The organism is Nocardioides sp. NPDC006273, from assembly GCF_040613495.1.
Classification (GTDB): Bacteria; Actinomycetota; Actinomycetes; order Propionibacteriales; family Nocardioidaceae; genus Nocardioides.
This window is the reverse complement of sequence record NZ_JBEXSD010000014.1, coordinates 56,152-71,464: the sequence shown is the minus strand read 5'-3', so window position 1 is coordinate 71,464 and position 15,313 is coordinate 56,152. Positions and strand designations below refer to the sequence as shown.

The following is a 15,313-nucleotide window of genomic DNA, read 5'->3' as shown; positions in this document are numbered from 1 at the left end:
GCTCGAGGAGGGCACATGGCCGGCTCCCGCCAGTCCGTACAGCTGACCGATACCGAGACCGAGGACTTCCTCGGCTCGCAGATGAAGGTGCAGGTCGCGACCGTGGGCGCCGACGGGGCTCCGCACCTGACCACGCTGTTCTACGTGCTCGACGAGGGCAAGATCGCGTTCTGGACCTACGGTTCCTCGCAGAAGGTGCGCAACCTGCGACGTGACCCACGGGTCACCTGCCTGGTCGAGGACGGGGAGGACTACTTCGAGCTGCGCGGGGTGAGCATCACCGGCAAGGCGCGTCTCGTCGAGGACTACGAGGAGATCAAGGCCCTCGGGTCGCTGGTGATGGCCAGGATGGCCGGTGGCGCCGACCTGGGCGAGCTCGGTGAGGACCTGGTCTCGAAGCAGGCCCACAAGCGGGTCGGCATCGTCATCGAGCCCGACAAGGTCGCGAGCTGGGACCACCGCAAGCTGGGTGCCCTGCCCGGCCAAGGATGAAGAGTTCAAGGAGACGGACATGGCAAAGGTGATCGCGGACTTCGACCTGTGCGAGTCCAACGGGATGTGCGAGGCGTTCGCGCCCGACGTGTTCGAGATCGATGACGACGACTACCTGCAGATCGCGGACCCGACCGTGACCGATGAGAACCGCGACCGCGTCGAGCAGGCCGTGGCCGGCTGCCCGAAGGCGGCCCTGAGGATCGAGGAGTAGCGGCACGTGAGCGTCGATCTGAGTGGGAAGGTCGCGATCGTCACCGGATCCGGTGCGGGTCTGGGGCGGGCGGAAGCAGTCGCGCTGGCCCGGGCCGGCGCCCGGGTGGTGCTCAACGATCTACCGGGAGCGGCCGAGGAGGCCGCCGAGGAGATCCGCGGGTTCGGCGGCGAGGCGGTGATCGCGGCGGGCGACGTGAGCGAGCGTGCGACCGCGGACGCGATGATGGCTGCGGCCGTCGACGGGCTCGGTGGCCTCGACATCGTGGTCAACAACGCGGGCATCACCCGCGACAAGATGCTCTTCAACATGTCCGACGAGGAGTTCGACCTCGTCGTGCGCGTGCACCTGCGCGGCCACTTCCTGCTGACTCGCAACGCCTCGGCCCACTGGCGGTCGGTCGCCAAGTCGACCGGCGCGCCGGTCGACGCCGCGGTGGTCAACACCTCCTCGGAGGCGTTCCTGTCCGGCCCGCCGGGACAGGCCAACTACGGGGCCGCGAAGGCCGGGATCACCGCGCTGACGATGTCGACCGCCCGCTCGATGGGCCGTTCCGGCGTACGCGCCAACGCCATCTGCCCGCGGGCCGCGACGGCGATGACCGAGGGCGTGCTCTCGGGCGACTCCTACGGTGCCGAGCACGTGGCGCCGCTGGTCACCTACCTCGCCTCCCCGGCCGCTGCCGCGATCACCGGGCAGGTCTTCGTCGTCTACGGCGGGATGATCGCCGTCCTGGCGCCGCCCACGGTGGCCGAGCGGTTCGACAACGCGGCCTGGGATCTGGACTCGCTCGACAAGCAGGTCGGCGGCTGGTTCGCCGACCGTGACCCCGAGGCCGGCTTCTCGGCCGACTCGATCATGCAGCTGAAGCTGAAGGACCAAGAGGAGCAGTGATGGCACGTCTCGACGGCAAGATCGCGATCGTCACCGGTGGTGCGCAGGGGCAGGGCGCCGCGATCGCGCGCGGATTCGTGGCCGAGGGTGCGAAGGTGGTGATCGCCGACGTGGCAGACGAGCCGGGCAAGCTGCTCGCCGACTCGCTGGGGGAGTCCGCGCTCTTCGTGCATCACGACGTCAGCTCGGAGGAGTCCTGGACGGCGTTGGTGGCCGCGACGGCCGCGACGTACGGTCCGGTCAACGTCCTCGCCAACAACGCCGGCATCCTGCGCTTCGGGGAGATCCTGACCCAGCCGGTCGAGGAGTTCGAGCTGCTGTGGCGGGTCAACACGCTCGGCTGCTTCCTCGGGATGCGCTCGGTGATCTCCACGATGAAGGAGAACGGCGGCGGCTCGATCATCAACGCATCCTCGATCGAGGGCCTGGCCGGGATGGCGTTCGTCGCCGGCTACACCTCCACCAAGTTCGCCATCCGCGGCATGACCAAGGCCGCCGCCCTCGAGCTCGGCCCGAGTGGCATCCGGGTCAACTCCGTCCACCCCGGCATGATCGACACCCCGATGACCCGCGGTGTCGGCGCCGACGACGCCGCCATGGAGTTCGGCGCCTCCAAGGTCGCCCTCAAGCGCGTCGGCCACCCCGAGGACATCGCCCCGCTCTACGTCTACCTGGCCTCCGACGAGTCCAGCTATGTCACCGGCGCCGAGATCGCCATCGACGGCGGCGCCACCGCCACCCACGCCTACGGCGGCTGACGCCGAGAGGTCGCCCGCGTCGGCCGAGGCGTCACCTACGCCGGCCGAGTCGGTAGAAATGGCGCGCTGAGAATGTAGTCGTGGGTGACGAAACCGCCGTTTCGTCACCCACAACTACCGATTCGGCACGCCAAAGGTGCGGATTCGATCGGCGGTCTCCGGCATACTGCCGCAGGAAGGTTTCAGTCAGCGGGGACGAACCGAAGGCGATCAGAACTTGTCTCGACGGCGCAGCGCGATCGCCACCCTTGCGGTGCTCAGCGTCTTCGCGTTCCTCTACAGCCTGGTCCTGGTGATTCCCGTCCACGTCGGCGACGTCTCGGCTCTGTGGAGCTCGCGTGGCCACGGCTGGTTCGGAGACGTGCTGGGACGGATGATCGATGGGTTCAGGTTCCTATGGGGCTCGGCGGTGATGGTCGAGGGGTATCCCGTCGCGCCCGCCTCGGGGTGGCCGACGGTGGTGTTCGTCGCCCTGCTCGCCGGACTGGTCTACGCGAGCCTGTGGACCGGCTCCGAGGGTGCCTTCGCCGTCGCCGGCCGGGTGCTGTGCGCGAGCGTGCTCGCGGGTGGGCTGACGAACCTCTTCGTGGTCGTCCAGACGGTCCGGGGGATCCGCGGTGGCCTGGAGTCGTTGCCGACGGTCGTCTGGGCGCTGCCCGGCGACGGGATCTGGCTCGGCCTGGTGGTGGGTGTCTTCGGGGGCTACGCGGCGTACGCGGCCTCGGCGTTCGCGACGGTCGCAGCGATCGCCCTGCGCGGTGATGGCGGAACCGGTGATTCCGTCACGGCGGCGGAAGCGCCCGAGACAGCGCTCAAGACATCGGCCGGGCGGGCGCGGGCGGCGCGGATCGCCACCTGGGGCTCGCTGCCGACGCTCGTGCTGGCGCTCGTCGGCGGGTTCGTCTGGGACTACGGCCCGGATGCCGACCCGTACGGCGCGGAGGTCAGCCCGCGTCAGGCCTGGGTTCGCCTGGTCTGGTTCGCCCACGCCACCTTGTCGGCCCCGAACGATCCGTACGCGCTCGGTGGCAGCTTCGAGACCTCGATCTGGCTGCCGCGTGCGGTAACGTCGGCCGTCCTGGTGGTGCTGGTGTGGCTGGCGATCTACCTGGTCGTGGCGCGCTGGCCGCCCGAGGGTGGTCCGGGTGCGTTCGGCATCGTCGTGCAGTGCTGGGGTCTGGTGGCGGTGCTCGCCGCCGCCGTCGGACTGCTCGAGGGCGCGTTCTTTCAGCAGGCGGAGTTCGCTGGGTCGGCGCTCTACTGGGCCCTTGAGACGGCTGCGGACGGGGTTCGGTTCGCTGCCTGCTTCGGGTGGCTGACCGGTGTCGCCGTGGTCCTCGCCCACCGACTCTCGAGAGGAGTGCAGACCGATGGCGAAGCAGTCGAAGCGGCCAAAACAATCGAAGCAGCCGAAGCAGAGGTCGGCTGAGACCGACGCTCCTCGGAAAGGCGAGCAGGGCCGGCTGACCTCGCTGGCGAAGAAGCCCCTCACCTGGGTCGTGGGCGTGATCCTGGTCGCGCTGGGTGCGACCTTCAGCTCCGGACTGCAGAGCATGTTCGCCGGCCTCCTGCCCGACGGCTGGAGCGAGCCGGGCACCGGCATCAAGGTGGTGGACGTACGTCGGAAGCCGGTGAGCGGGCCCGTGCTGATCCCGGATCCGGCTGAGGCGAGGTTCGAGAACCAGGAGGACGCGCGGAACTCGGTCAACGATCCCGACTGGGAGGCGCAGCACGAGTGGTACGCCTCCGGCCGGATCACCTGGGAGGTGACTCTCGTCGGGCGACACAGCGACCCTGTCGTGATCACAGACCTGCGGCCCGAGCGGACCGGGCCGTGCACGGGACGGCTGGAGGATGGCGTTCTCGTCGACGACATCCCCCAGGGCGAGAGCCAGAAGATCGCGCTGAAGACTGCCATCGACGCGAAGGTGCCGCAGTTGCTCTCGGTCGCTGACGGCTCGGCGTACTTCGACGACGGGGCCATCACGCTCGCCAAGGGCGAGACGGTGGTGATCTCGATCGAGGCGACCAGTGCGGGACCCACCTGCCAGTGGGTGCTCGAAGCCGACTACGTAGACCACGGTGAGCGCGAGACGATGACGATCGAAGCACCTGGCGACCGTCCGTTCGCCATCACGGGTTTCATCGAGGACCGTCCCTACGAGCTCATCTGGGGCATCGAGTGCGATCACCGCGCGATGACGCCTGAGGAAGCGTCCTCGCGCGCCATACCGGCTGACTGCCAATAGGACGAGACGTCACCAACGTCGGCCGAGACGTCACGTAGGACGCGCGAGAAGTCAGCGACGTGCCGACTCGATCGACGGGAGTGACGCTTCGGTCGGTGGGGGTGACGCCTCGGCGCGGGTCAGCGCAGCAGGAGGCGTACGGCCACGTCGATCGACTTCTCGACGTCCTTCTCGTCCATGCGGCCGGTGACCCAGGAGATGAGGGCGGAGAGCCATACGTCGGAGATGATCCGGATGATGGCGGCCTCCTCCTCGGTGACCTCGCCGTGGTCGGGGGTGCCGTGCATGGCGCGGGCGATGACGGTGGTCAGGCTGGTGCCGACCTCGTGGATCTCGCCGGTCACCGACTGGTCGGCGAACATGAAGGCACGCACCAGGGCCTCGGTGAGCTTGGGCTGCTTCTGCAGGGCGCGGGTGCGGCGGTTGAGCACGTACATGATCCGCTCGTGGGCGGTCTCGCCCGGCGTCGCGCGGATGGCGGAGCGGTCGACGTCCTTGGTGAACTCGCGCGCCAGCGCCGAGACCAGCAGGTGGATCTTCGAGGGGAAGTAGCGGTAGAGGGTGCCGAGCGCGACCTCGGCCTGCTCGGCGACGGCGCGCATCTGCACCGCGTCGAAGCCGCCCTCGGCGGCGAGGCTGATCGTGGCGTCGAGAATGCGCCGGCGGCGCTCTCGCTGGGCCGCGGAACCGCCCGTGGGTGCGGTGGCCGGACTCGGGCCGTCGGTGTCGCGTGGCTCCGTGCTGACGGACGTCACTGGTTGTCCCCCTAGGACTATGACCGGATCTCGATCTGTGGCTCTCAGGCTAACCGCAACGACGCCCGAGAGTGAAACACGTTCCTTCGTGAGTCTAGACTTGTAACACGTTCTACATCAGTCTCTATTCCTGAAGGCCGCGGAACCAGGCGGAAACAGTAGGAGGTCCCTGTGCCGATCGGCATCACCGACGAACACCAAGCCCTCAGTGAGAGCCTGCGCGACTGGGCCAAGGGGCTGGGCGGCGTCGCGATCGCACGTGCCGCGGAGGGCACCGCCTCTGCTGGTTTCGACGAGGTGTGGCGCGGTGTCGAGGCGTACGGCGTCGCCGGGATCGCGGCCCCCGAGCCGAACGGTGGTGGTGGAACGCTGCTGGACGCGGCCGTCGCTCTCGAGGCCTGCGCCCACGAGCTGCTCCCAGGCCCGTTGCTGGGCAGTGCGGTCGCCGCCTCTCATGCGGGAGGGGCCGGGCTCGACGACATGGTCGATGCGGTCGTCGCCGGCGGCTGCGGGATCGCGCTCGACCCGGTCCTCGAGCTCGGAGATCGGCTCGCGGGCACCGTTCCGGTCGTCTACGACGGCGGGGGAGCGGCCCACCTGCTGCTCGGCGCTCGTGGTGGCGACGGCGAGGAGCGCTGGTTCTTCCTGGCCGCGGAGCAAGCGGACGTACGTCCCCAGGCCGGTCCTGATCTGACCAGGCGGGTGACCGAGGTGCGAGTCGACATCGATGCCGGCGAGGCGGTCGAGGTCCCCGGCCTGCGGAGCGAGGCGGTGCGGCGTACGGCCCTCACGCTCGCTGCGGCAGAGGCCTCCGGCATCGCGCAGTGGTGCCTGTCGACGGCGGTGGAGTACGCGAAGGTGCGCGAGCAGTTCGGCGCGCCGATCGGGTCGTTCCAGGCGATCAAGCACCTGTGCGCGCAGATGCTGGAGACCGCGGAGGCGGTGGCTGCGACCGCCTGGGACGCGGCCGCCTCGGCCGAGACCGCGCTGTCCGAGCCGGGTGACGCCAGTCAGTGGGATTTCGCTGCCGAGGTCGCTGGCGTGATCGCGCTGGACGGAGCGGTCCGGGCGGCCCAGGACTGCATCCAGGTCCTCGGGGGCATCGGCTTCACCTTCGAGCACGACGCCCATCTCTACCTGCGCCGCGCGGTCGCCCTGCGCAGCCTCCTCGGTGGCGGGGACGCCCACGCGGTCGCATTGGCCGGACACGCCGTCGCCGGCATCCGTCGCTCGGTCCGTGTCGACCTCGACGGCAAGGACGAGGAGGCGCGCCCCCGGGTGCGCGAGGCCGTCGCGGCGATCGCCGCCCTCCCCGAGGCATCGCGCCGTGACGCGCTCGTCGACGCGGCCTACCTCGCGCCGCACTGGCCCGCTCCGTACGGTCTCGGTGCCGGTCCCGTCGAGCAGATCGTCATCGACGAGGAGCTCGCCGCTGCCGGAGTCGCCCGTCCTGACATCAAGATCGCCGGATGGGCCGTGCCGACCATCCTGAAGCACGGTACGGACGCCCAGCGGGAGCGGTTCGTCGAGCCTTCGCTGCGTGGCGAGATCACCTGGTGCCAGCTCTTCAGCGAGCCCGGCGCCGGCTCCGATCTGGCCTCGCTGGCGACCCGCGCCGAGCGCGTCGACCCTTCGACAAGCTCAGGACACCGCGGCGGCTGGCGGCTGACCGGCCAGAAGGTGTGGACCTCGCTCGCGGCCGATGCCGACTGGGCGATCTGCCTGGCGCGCACCACCGCCCTGGAGGAGGCCAGGCGCCAGGGCGCGAAACAGTACGGCATCACCTACTTCCTGGTCGACATGGGCAGCGAGGGGATCGACGTCCGCCCGCTGCGCGAGCTGACCGGGGACGCGCTCTTCAACGAGGTCTTCCTCGACGGGGTCTTCGTGCCCGACGAGCTCGTCGTCGGTGATGTCGACGGCGGCTGGCGCCTGGCTCGAACGACGCTGGCCAACGAGCGGGTCGCGATGGCCTCGACCAACCTCGGTGGCAGTGTCGAGCGCGCGGTTGCGCTGGCGCCGGGCCGAGGCGAGGCCGATCTCGCCCGGATCGGTCACGCGGTCGCGCTCTCCTCGGTGTGCGCGCTGCTCGGTGTCCGCTCCACGCTCAAGGCGCTCGCCGGCCGCGGACCCGGGGCGGAGTCGTCGGTGGCCAAGCTCCTGACCGTACGCAACCGTCAGGACGCCTCTGAGCTCGTCGTCGACCTCCTCGGCCCGCTCGCCCTCACCGACGACCCCCAGGTGCGCGAGGATCTGCACCAGTCCCAGCTGACCCGTTGTCTCTCCATTGCCGGCGGCACCACCCAGGTGCTCCGCAACGTGGCTGCCGAGCACCTGCTCGGCCTCCCGCGCTGAACCGCTGAACCGCCCTCAGCCGAGTCGGGCACCGGCACGTTCGCGATGCCACAGCAGCCAGCGCTCGACCGCCGCCACGGCGTGGTGGGCCCGGATGCCGCCGAAGACGTCGAAGGCGTGCTGGGCGCCCGGCATCTCGACGTACGTCACCGTCGCCTTCGACACCTCGCGCAGCCGAGCGACGAAGGAGAGGGCCTGGCGCTTGGAGACCAGCGTGTCGAGCGCTCCGTGGAGCACGAAGAAGTCGGGGGCGTCCTCGGTGATGTGGTTGATCGGTGAGGCCTGGCGGAAGTCCTCGATGGTGGCGCCCTCGGGCATGATCTTCTGGGCCCACAGTCCATCGCGCACCCGGGCGGTGTAGCGGTCCCCGTCGTCGCCGGCCACGTCGTAGACCCCGTAGAACGGTACGCAGGCGGCGACCCGTGTGTCCGCGTCCTCGAACCCGGGCTGGAACGGCGCGAAACCAGGCGTGAGCGCTGCGAGCGCGGCCAGGTGACCGCCCGCCGAACCGCCCGTCGCGATGACGTAGTCAGGGTCGCCGCCGTAGTCGGCGATGTGCTCGTGCACCCACGCCAGGGCGCGTTTCACGTCGACGATCTGCGCCGGCCAGCGGTGCTTGGGCGCGAGCCGGTAGTTGATCGTCACGCAGACCCAGCCGTTGGCGGCGGCCATCCGGTTCATCAGCAGCTGTCCCTGCTGCTCCTTGGAGCCCAAGGTCCAGGCGCCACCATGCACGTGGAAGAGCACGGGCGCCGTGATGACCTCGACCCCGGCCGGGCGGTAGACGTCGAGCCTGGCGCGGCTGCTGTCGCTGTCGGCGTACGCGATGTCACGGATCACCTCGACCGCCGGGTTCTTCATCCGGAACGGCCGGGCGAGCTGGGCGAGGTCGAGCGGCGTCCGCTCGCCCGGGGGCGCTCCTAGGGTCTGGGTGAGCGCCTCCTCGAGAAGGCCGCGTGCCGAGCCGGCGCGGTAGGCGTTGAGCGCGAAGCCGGCGGCGGCAGCGCCCGCGAGCGCGAGCCCGAGCGGCGAAACCTTGCGCCGGGCGGCCGAGACTGCGGTGTCCGCGATGCCGAGCGCCAGCAGCTGCGGAGCCAGGTCGCCGGCGAGCCAGCCGGCGGCGAAGGAACCGATCGCGCCGCGCGGCCCGGTCCGGTCGACGGGCGGCCACAGGGCGTTGGCGGCGAGGGCGGCGAGGGCGGCCTGGCGGACGGTGTGTGCACGAGGAAGTCGGGCCATGATGCGAGGTTAGTGGGCCACCGAGGGCCACACTGCTGACATGCAAACTAGAACACGTTACAGTTCTGTCCATGGGAGACGAGACACTCGATGCGGTACGCAGTGTGGTGACCGAGGTGCTCGCCCGCGACTCCGACCGCGGTGACTGGTCGGCCTGGGCGAGTGCCGGGCTGACCGCGCTGCCGGTGCCGGAGGCATACGGCGGAGAGGGCTTCGGGCTCGGCGAGATCGCGGTGCTGCTGCACGAGGCCGGACGCCAGGCGGTGCGCGTGCCGGTATGGGAGACCCTGGCGGTCGGCGCCCTGACCCTGGCCGGTCACGGCACCCCCGAGCAGCAGCGCAGGTTCCTGCCCGGCGTCGCCTCCGGTCAGACGGTGCTCACTCCGGCCTGGCTCGAGCGCGGGCGGCCCGAAGTGCCGACCACCACCTTCCGAGACGGCACGGTCTCGGGACGCAAGACCGCCGTGACCTACGCCGTGGACGCCTCCCTCCTCCTGGTCACCGCGACGGCGGGGGAGCGGCCCGTCGTGGTGCTCGTCGACCCGTCCGCCGAGGGCGTGACCCTGCTCCCGGCGAGCACGTCCAGCACCGTCCCGCAGCACACTCTCGTGCTCGAGAACGCCCCGGCCGAGGTGCTCGACGAGGGCGCCTACGAGGCTCTGACCGGGCTGACGACCGCCGGACTGGCGGTGACCTGTGCCGGGATGCTGGCCGGAGCGCGCGACCTGACCGCGGCGTACGTCTCCGGGCGGCGGCAGTTCGGTCGGGCGCTGGCCGAGTTCCAGGCGGTCGCGCTGCAGATGGCGGACGTCTACGTCGCCTCCCGCACGCTCGACCTCGCCGCCGACAACGCGGTCGCCGCCGTGACCAGCGGACATTCCTCCGCCACGGACCTGAGGGTGGCCGCCTACTGGGCCAGCCAGGTGGCGCCATCCGCCTTCCGCACCTGCCACCACCTCCACGGCGGCATGGGAGTGGACGTGACCTACCCGCTGCTCGCGTTCACCACCTGGGGAACCGACATCGCCCACCTGCTCGACACGCCGGCCGCCGCCGTCCCGGTCGAGACCGACGAGGCCAAGAACCTCGAGCTGACCGAGGCCCAGCGTTCCCTGAAAGCCGAGGTCAGAGCCTACTTCAGCGGTCTCTCACACGAGGACGAGCCAGGCGACCCCGGCCCCGAGGGCTCCTGGGACCGGCACGGCCCGACCTACCAGAAGCTCATCAAGCAGCTGGGCGACGACGGCTGGATGGGCGTCGGCTGGCCGAAGGAGTACGGCGGCCACGGACTCGGCGAGGTCGAACAGACGATCTTCGCGAACGAGGCCCAGTACGCCGACGTGCACCTGCCGGCGGTGACCCTGCAGACGGTCGGCCCGACGCTGATCCGCTACGGCACTCCTTTGCAGAAGGAGATGTTCCTCAACCGGATCCTCGCCGGCGAGGTGCACTTCGCGATCGGCTACTCCGAGGCCGAGGCGGGCACCGACCTCGCCTCGCTCCGCACGACGGCAAGGCTGGACGGCGACCACTACGTCGTCAACGGCCAGAAGCTGTGGACCACCGGCGGCCATGCGGCCGACTACATCTGGCTGGCCGTACGCACCGACCCGGACGCCCCCAAGCACAAGGGCATCTCGATCCTCATCGTCGACACCACCGACCCGGGCTTCTCCTGGACCCCGATCATCACCGCCGACGGATCCCACCACGTCAACGCGACCTACTTCAACGACGTCCGGGTCCCCGCCGACATGCTGGTGGGGGAGGAGAACAAGGGCTGGAAGCTGATCACGACCCAGCTCAACCACGAGCGAGTGATGCTCGGCCCCGCCGGACGGATCGAGGGCCTGCGTGACCGGGTCCTCGGCTGGGCGAGGTCTCAGGGGGTCACCGACAGCCCTGACGTACGCGCGCTGATCGGGAAGACCACCGCTGTCTTCCGGGTCAACGAGCTCCTCAACTGGGCGGTCGCCAAGGCCGGCGAGGCCGACGAGATCGAGGTCGCGGACGCGTCCGCGTCGAAGGTCTTCGCCGCCGACCAGGTCCAGCACCTGCTCGCCGACCTGATCGCGCTGGTGCACCGTCACGGCGACCCTGGAGATCCGGTCACGAAGAGCCTGCTCGACTATCTCGACGCCCAGGCCAAGCGCAATCTCGTGCTCACCTTCGGCGGCGGTGTCCAGGAGGTCCAGCGCGAGCTGATCGCGATGTTCGGTCTCGGGATGCCGAGGGTGCCGCGATGAGCGAGCGTCAGCGAGCGACCGTGGGGTCCATCATCGGGCCGCGTCCGTATTCTGGCGCTCGCGCTACGGAGGTGGCCCGATGAGCGAGGAGCCCCGAGATGTGCACAGCCTGCTGGACGAGGCCGTCCATGAGAAGATCATGGCCGCCGCCGAGGAGATCAAGGCGTGGGGCGAGGCGGCGGAGCGCGGCGCCCGCGACCCGGTCAACCAGCCCACGATCAACAACTGGCTCGAGGCGATGGGCCTGGAGTCGGAGCGCTTCCATCAGGGCGAGGCGCCGCCGTCGATGGCTCAGGTCTGGACGATGTACGGACAAGGCGGGCGGCACCCCGACCGTGATCCTCTCCATGCGATGATGAGCGTGCTCACCGACGCCGGCTTCAAGGGCGTCCTCGGCACCAACTCCGAGCAGTCCTACGACCGCTACCTCCGCGTCGGCGAGCAGGTCCGTGTCACCACCGCGCTCGACTCGGTCGTCGGCCCGAAGAGCACCGGCATGGGCGTCGGCTACTTCGTGACCTCGAAGAGCACCTGGTACGTCGGCGAGGAAAGAGTCGCGACCATGCTGTTCCGTGTCCTCAAGTTCATCCCGAAGGGGAGTGCCTCATGAGCGGCCCCGTGCGACCCGTGATCGGCCGCGACAACGCGTACTTCTTCGAAGGCACCGCCAAGCAGGAGCTCCGGATCCAGAGCTGCAACGCCTGCGGCACCCTGCGGCACCCGCCGGGGCCGGCATGCCTGAGCTGCGAGGCGTACGACCGTAGCCATGTCGTCGCCCGGGGCGAGGGCACCGTCTACTCGTTCACCGTCGTCCATGCCCCGAAGCTTCCCGGCAAGGAGCTCCCGCTGGTGGTGGCGCTGCTGGGTCTGCCCGAGGGCGTACGCATGGTGGCCGAGGTGACCGGCGTGCCGCCGGAGGGTGAGAACGCCCTGAAGATCGGCGAGGGCCTGGTCGTCGACTGGAACGTCATCGACGAGGAGCTGACGCTCCCGATCTGGAGGAGGAAACCGTGATGAAGGCTGGCGACGAGATCCCGGTCTGGGAGCTCCCGATCACCCCGACGCTGGTCGTCTCGACGGCGATCGCGACGCGCGACTTCCAAGACGTGCACCACGACCGCGACCGTGCCCAGGCGGCCGGCTCGAAGGACATCTTCATGAACATCTTGACCTCGACGGCGCTGTGCGAGCGCTACGTCACCGACTGGGCAGGGACCGACGTGCAGATCAAGGGCATCTCGATCCGGCTGGGCGTGCCGGCCTACCCCTACGACACGCTGTCGTTCTCGGGCGAGATCACCGACGTCACCGACGGGGTCGCCACGATCGCCGTCACCGGCGCGGTCTCGATCGGAGCGCACGTGACCGGAACGGTGAAGGTCGCCGCATGAGCCTGCACAAGAAGGCCGCGATCGTCGGGATAGGCGCGACCGAGTTCTCCAAGGAGTCCGGGCGCTCCGAGCTCCAGCTCTCCGTCGAGGCGACCAGAGCCGCCCTGAAGGACGCCGGGCTCACCCCGGCCGACGTCGACGGGCTGAGCACGTTCACCATGGACACCAGCTCCGAGATCGCGCTGGCCCGCGAGCTCGGTCTCGGCTCCTTACGGTTCTTCTCGCGGATCAACTACGGCGGCGGCGCGGCGTGCGCGACGATCCAGCAGGCCGCGATGGCGGTGGCCACCGGTGTCGCGGACGTGGTGGTCGCCTACCGCGGCTTCAACGAGCGCTCGGGCCAGCGGTTCGGCCAGGTGCAGCCCTGGGCCGCCCAGCAGGTCAACACCAACGGCATCGACAACGCCTGGACCTATCCGCTCGGGCTCTCGACCCCCGCGGCGACGGTCGCCATGCAGGCGCGGCGCTACATGCACGACTACGGCGCGACCAGCGCGGACTTCGGCGCCGTCGCCGTCGCCGACCGCCGCCACGCCGCGACCAACCCCGCCGCGTTCTTCTACCAGAAGCCGATCACCCTCGAGGACCATCAGGCCTCCCGGATGATCGCCGACCCGCTCCATCTGCTCGACTGCTGCCAGGAGTCCGACGGCGCCGTCGCGATCGTCGTCACCAGCCCGGAGCGGGCCCGCGACCTGCCCAACCCGCCGGTCCACATCGCCGCGGCAGCCCAGGGCAGCGCCTCCGACCAGTACGTGATGACCTCGTATTACCGCGACGAGATCGGCATCCCTGAGATGGGGGTGGTCGCCAATGATCTGTGGCGCCAGTCCGGCCTCACCCCGGCCGACATCGACACGGCAGTGCTCTACGACCACTTCACCCCCTACGTACTCATGCAGCTCGAGGAGCTCGGCTTCTGCGGCAGGGGAGAGGCGAAGGACTTCGTGCGCGACGGGGCCATCGAGCTCGGCGGCAGCCTGCCCGTCAACACCCATGGCGGGCAGCTCGGCGAGGCCTACCTACACGGGATGAACGGCATCGCCGAAGGCGTACGCCAAGTACGCGGCACCTCGGTGAACCAGGTCACCGGTGCCGCCCATGTGCTCGTCACCGCGGGTACAGGCGTACCCACGAGCGGGTTGGTGCTCACCTCCTCCTGATCAGGTCGACGCAAGGCGCTGAAATTTTGCGCAAGCTCTTGCAGCGGCAAGGACCGATGGGTTGACGTGTGATGTCGATCACTCTACGGTCTGTCTGCAAGATCTTGCAGCAAGATTCAACCTTCGACCTAGGAGGAACCATGGCCAGACGATTCATCACGAGAAGAGCCATGGCTGCCGCACTTGCCCTCTCGGCTGGCGCTGTCGCCGCGCTCACGATCCCGGTCTCGGCCCCAGCACAGGCCGCGCCACCGGGAGACAAGGACGTCACCGCGGTGATGTTCGAATGGAAGTTCGCCTCGGTGGCGCGAGAGTGCACCAGCACCCTCGGCCCGGCCGGCTACGGCTACGTCCAGGTCTCACCGCCCCAGGAGCACATCCAAGGCTCGCAGTGGTGGACGTCCTACCAGCCCGTCAGCTACCGGATCGCCGGACGCCTCGGTGACCGTGCCGCCTTCAAGAACATGATCGACACCTGTCACGCCGCCGGCGTGAAGGTCGTCGCCGACGCCGTCATCAACCACATGTCCGCGGGGTCCGGCACCGGCACCGGCGGCTCGTCCTACGGCAAGTACGACTACCCCGGCCTCTACTCCTCCTACGACTTCGACAACTGCACCGCCACGATCGGCAACTACCAGGACCGGTTCAACGTCCAGGAGTGCGAGCTGGTCGGTCTCGCCGACCTCGACACCGGCGAGGACTACGTACGCGGCAGGATCGCCGGCTACCTCAACGACCTGCTCTCGCTCGGCGTCGACGGCTTCCGGATCGACGCCGCCAAGCACATGGCCGCCGCCGACCTCGCCGACATCAAGTCCCGCCTGACCAACCCAGGCGCCTACTGGAAGCAGGAGGCCATCTACGGCGCGGGGGAAGCGGTCTCGCCCAGCGAGTACCTGGGCAACGGCGATGTCCAGGAGTTCCGCTACGCCCGCGACCTGAAGCGGGTCTTCAACAACGAGAACCTCGCCTACCTGAGGAACTACGGCGAGGGCTGGGGCTACATGGCCTCGGGCAGCTCGGCCGTCTTCGTCGACAACCACGACACCGAGCGTGGCGGCGACACGCTCAGCTACAAGGACGGCGCCAACTACACCTTGGCCAACGTCTTCATGCTGGCCTGGCCCTACGGCTCGCCCGACGTCCACTCCGGCTACGAGTGGAGCGACAAGGACGCCGGCCCGCCCAACGCCGGTGCGGTCAACGCCTGCTGGCAGGACGGCTGGAAGTGCCAGCACGCCTGGCCCGAGATCAAGAAGATGGTCGCCTTCCGCAACACCGCCCGCGGCCAGGCCGTCACCGACTGGTGGGACAACGGCGCCGACGCCATCGCCTTCGGTCGCGGCAGCAAGGCGTACGTCGCGATCAACCACGAGTCCTCGTCGCTGAGCCGCACGTTCCAGACGTCGCTGGCAGCGGGCACCTACTGCGACGTACAGAGCGGCAAGAACCTCACGGTGAACGGCTCCGGCCAGTTCACCGCCACCCTCGGGCCCAACACCGCACTCGCGCTGCACGTCGGCGCGACGACCTGCGGCTGACATCCCCCTCGGC

Annotated in this window: 15 protein-coding genes; 13 read left to right on the top strand and 2 right to left on the bottom strand. The window is 69.6% G+C overall.

Annotated features, from left to right (window positions below; all coding sequences use genetic code 11):
* Window positions 1–15 precede the first annotated feature (15 nt).
* The 6 genes from ABZZ22_RS08765 (at window position 16) to ABZZ22_RS08740 (ending at window position 4,607) form a co-directional block, all read left to right on the top strand.
* Window positions 16–492 carry a pyridoxamine 5'-phosphate oxidase family protein gene (locus ABZZ22_RS08765; protein WP_354929388.1) on the top strand — a complete coding sequence of 159 codons (477 nt, stop codon included), beginning with the start codon at window positions 16–18 and terminating at the stop codon, window positions 490–492.
* 19 nt (window positions 493–511) lie between these two features.
* Entirely contained in the window at window positions 512–706 is a 195-nt protein-coding gene (locus tag ABZZ22_RS08760) for a ferredoxin (RefSeq protein ID WP_179657980.1), read from the top strand.
* A gap of 6 nt (window positions 707–712) precedes the next feature.
* Window positions 713–1,600, top strand: a complete 888-nt coding sequence (locus ABZZ22_RS08755; protein ID WP_354929385.1) for an SDR family NAD(P)-dependent oxidoreductase — start codon at window positions 713–715, stop codon at window positions 1,598–1,600.
* The gene (locus ABZZ22_RS08750) at window positions 1,600–2,358 is read left to right on the top strand and encodes a glucose 1-dehydrogenase (RefSeq protein ID WP_354929382.1); all 759 of its coding nucleotides are present in this window, start codon (window positions 1,600–1,602) and stop codon (window positions 2,356–2,358) included. The genes ABZZ22_RS08755 and ABZZ22_RS08750 overlap by 1 nt, the downstream gene beginning before the upstream one ends.
* A gap of 217 nt (window positions 2,359–2,575) precedes the next feature.
* Window positions 2,576–3,787, top strand: a complete 1,212-nt coding sequence (locus ABZZ22_RS08745; protein ID WP_354929379.1) for a hypothetical protein — start codon at window positions 2,576–2,578, stop codon at window positions 3,785–3,787.
* The gene (locus tag ABZZ22_RS08740; RefSeq protein ID WP_354929376.1) at window positions 3,729–4,607 is read left to right on the top strand and encodes a hypothetical protein; all 879 of its coding nucleotides are present in this window, start codon (window positions 3,729–3,731) and stop codon (window positions 4,605–4,607) included. Before ABZZ22_RS08745 ends, ABZZ22_RS08740 begins: the two co-directional genes overlap by 59 nt.
* 119 nt (window positions 4,608–4,726) lie before the next feature.
* Here the strand turns inward: ABZZ22_RS08740 and ABZZ22_RS08735 are convergent, their stop codons facing one another.
* Window positions 4,727–5,362, bottom strand: coding sequence for a TetR family transcriptional regulator (locus ABZZ22_RS08735; protein ID WP_354929373.1), 636 nt, complete (start codon window positions 5,360–5,362; stop codon window positions 4,727–4,729).
* 171 nt (window positions 5,363–5,533) lie between these two features.
* Between ABZZ22_RS08735 and ABZZ22_RS08730 the strand changes: the two genes are divergently transcribed.
* On the top strand, window positions 5,534–7,717 hold the full coding sequence (locus ABZZ22_RS08730) for an acyl-CoA dehydrogenase (RefSeq protein ID WP_354929370.1): 2,184 nt from the start codon (window positions 5,534–5,536) through the stop codon (window positions 7,715–7,717).
* 15 nt (window positions 7,718–7,732) lie between these two features.
* Here ABZZ22_RS08730 and ABZZ22_RS08725 read toward each other — a convergent pair whose 3' ends face one another.
* Window positions 7,733–8,956: an alpha/beta hydrolase gene (locus ABZZ22_RS08725; protein ID WP_354929367.1), complete on the bottom strand. Its 1,224-nt coding sequence runs from the start codon at window positions 8,954–8,956 to the stop codon at window positions 7,733–7,735.
* A 71-nt stretch (window positions 8,957–9,027) separates the two neighbouring features.
* On the opposite strand from ABZZ22_RS08725, the gene ABZZ22_RS08720 reads away from it, so the two are divergent.
* The 6 genes from ABZZ22_RS08720 (at window position 9,028) to ABZZ22_RS08695 (ending at window position 15,300) form a co-directional block, all read left to right on the top strand.
* A complete protein-coding gene (locus tag ABZZ22_RS08720) occupies window positions 9,028–11,202 on the top strand; it encodes an acyl-CoA dehydrogenase (RefSeq protein WP_354929364.1) in 2,175 nt (724 codons plus the stop codon).
* A gap of 79 nt (window positions 11,203–11,281) precedes the next feature.
* Entirely contained in the window at window positions 11,282–11,812 is a 531-nt protein-coding gene (locus tag ABZZ22_RS08715; RefSeq protein ID WP_354929361.1) for a MaoC family dehydratase N-terminal domain-containing protein, read from the top strand.
* Window positions 11,809–12,216 (top strand): OB-fold domain-containing protein, encoded by a 408-nt coding sequence (locus ABZZ22_RS08710; protein ID WP_354929358.1) that lies wholly within the window; start codon window positions 11,809–11,811, stop codon window positions 12,214–12,216. Before ABZZ22_RS08715 ends, ABZZ22_RS08710 begins: the two co-directional genes overlap by 4 nt.
* A complete protein-coding gene (locus ABZZ22_RS08705; RefSeq protein ID WP_354929355.1) occupies window positions 12,216–12,593 on the top strand; it encodes a MaoC family dehydratase in 378 nt (125 codons plus the stop codon). The genes ABZZ22_RS08710 and ABZZ22_RS08705 overlap by 1 nt, the downstream gene beginning before the upstream one ends.
* Entirely contained in the window at window positions 12,590–13,756 is a 1,167-nt protein-coding gene (locus ABZZ22_RS08700) for a lipid-transfer protein (RefSeq protein WP_354929352.1), read from the top strand. The genes ABZZ22_RS08705 and ABZZ22_RS08700 overlap by 4 nt, the downstream gene beginning before the upstream one ends.
* A gap of 170 nt (window positions 13,757–13,926) precedes the next feature.
* Window positions 13,927–15,300 (top strand): alpha-amylase family protein, encoded by a 1,374-nt coding sequence (locus tag ABZZ22_RS08695; RefSeq protein ID WP_354929349.1) that lies wholly within the window; start codon window positions 13,927–13,929, stop codon window positions 15,298–15,300.
* Window positions 15,301–15,313 lie beyond the last annotated feature (13 nt).

What these genes read in the sequence shown, in the direction of transcription:
- ABZZ22_RS08765 (WP_354929388.1), top strand. Translation starts at nt 16, where the DNA reads ATGGCCGGCTCCCGCCAGTCCGTACAGCTGACCGATACCGAGACCGAG.
- ABZZ22_RS08760 (WP_179657980.1), top strand. Translation starts at nt 512, where the DNA reads ATGGCAAAGGTGATCGCGGACTTCGACCTGTGCGAGTCCAACGGGATG.
- ABZZ22_RS08750 (WP_354929382.1), top strand. Translation starts at nt 1,600, where the DNA reads ATGGCACGTCTCGACGGCAAGATCGCGATCGTCACCGGTGGTGCGCAG.
- ABZZ22_RS08740 (WP_354929376.1), top strand. Translation starts at nt 3,729, where the DNA reads ATGGCGAAGCAGTCGAAGCGGCCAAAACAATCGAAGCAGCCGAAGCAG.
- ABZZ22_RS08725 (WP_354929367.1), bottom strand. Translation starts at nt 8,956, where the DNA reads ATGGCCCGACTTCCTCGTGCACACACCGTCCGCCAGGCCGCCCTCGCC.
- ABZZ22_RS08720 (WP_354929364.1), top strand. Translation starts at nt 9,028, where the DNA reads ATGGGAGACGAGACACTCGATGCGGTACGCAGTGTGGTGACCGAGGTG.
- ABZZ22_RS08715 (WP_354929361.1), top strand. Translation starts at nt 11,282, where the DNA reads ATGAGCGAGGAGCCCCGAGATGTGCACAGCCTGCTGGACGAGGCCGTC.
- ABZZ22_RS08710 (WP_354929358.1), top strand. Translation starts at nt 11,809, where the DNA reads ATGAGCGGCCCCGTGCGACCCGTGATCGGCCGCGACAACGCGTACTTC.
- ABZZ22_RS08705 (WP_354929355.1), top strand. Translation starts at nt 12,216, where the DNA reads ATGAAGGCTGGCGACGAGATCCCGGTCTGGGAGCTCCCGATCACCCCG.
- ABZZ22_RS08700 (WP_354929352.1), top strand. Translation starts at nt 12,590, where the DNA reads ATGAGCCTGCACAAGAAGGCCGCGATCGTCGGGATAGGCGCGACCGAG.
- ABZZ22_RS08695 (WP_354929349.1), top strand. Translation starts at nt 13,927, where the DNA reads ATGGCTGCCGCACTTGCCCTCTCGGCTGGCGCTGTCGCCGCGCTCACG.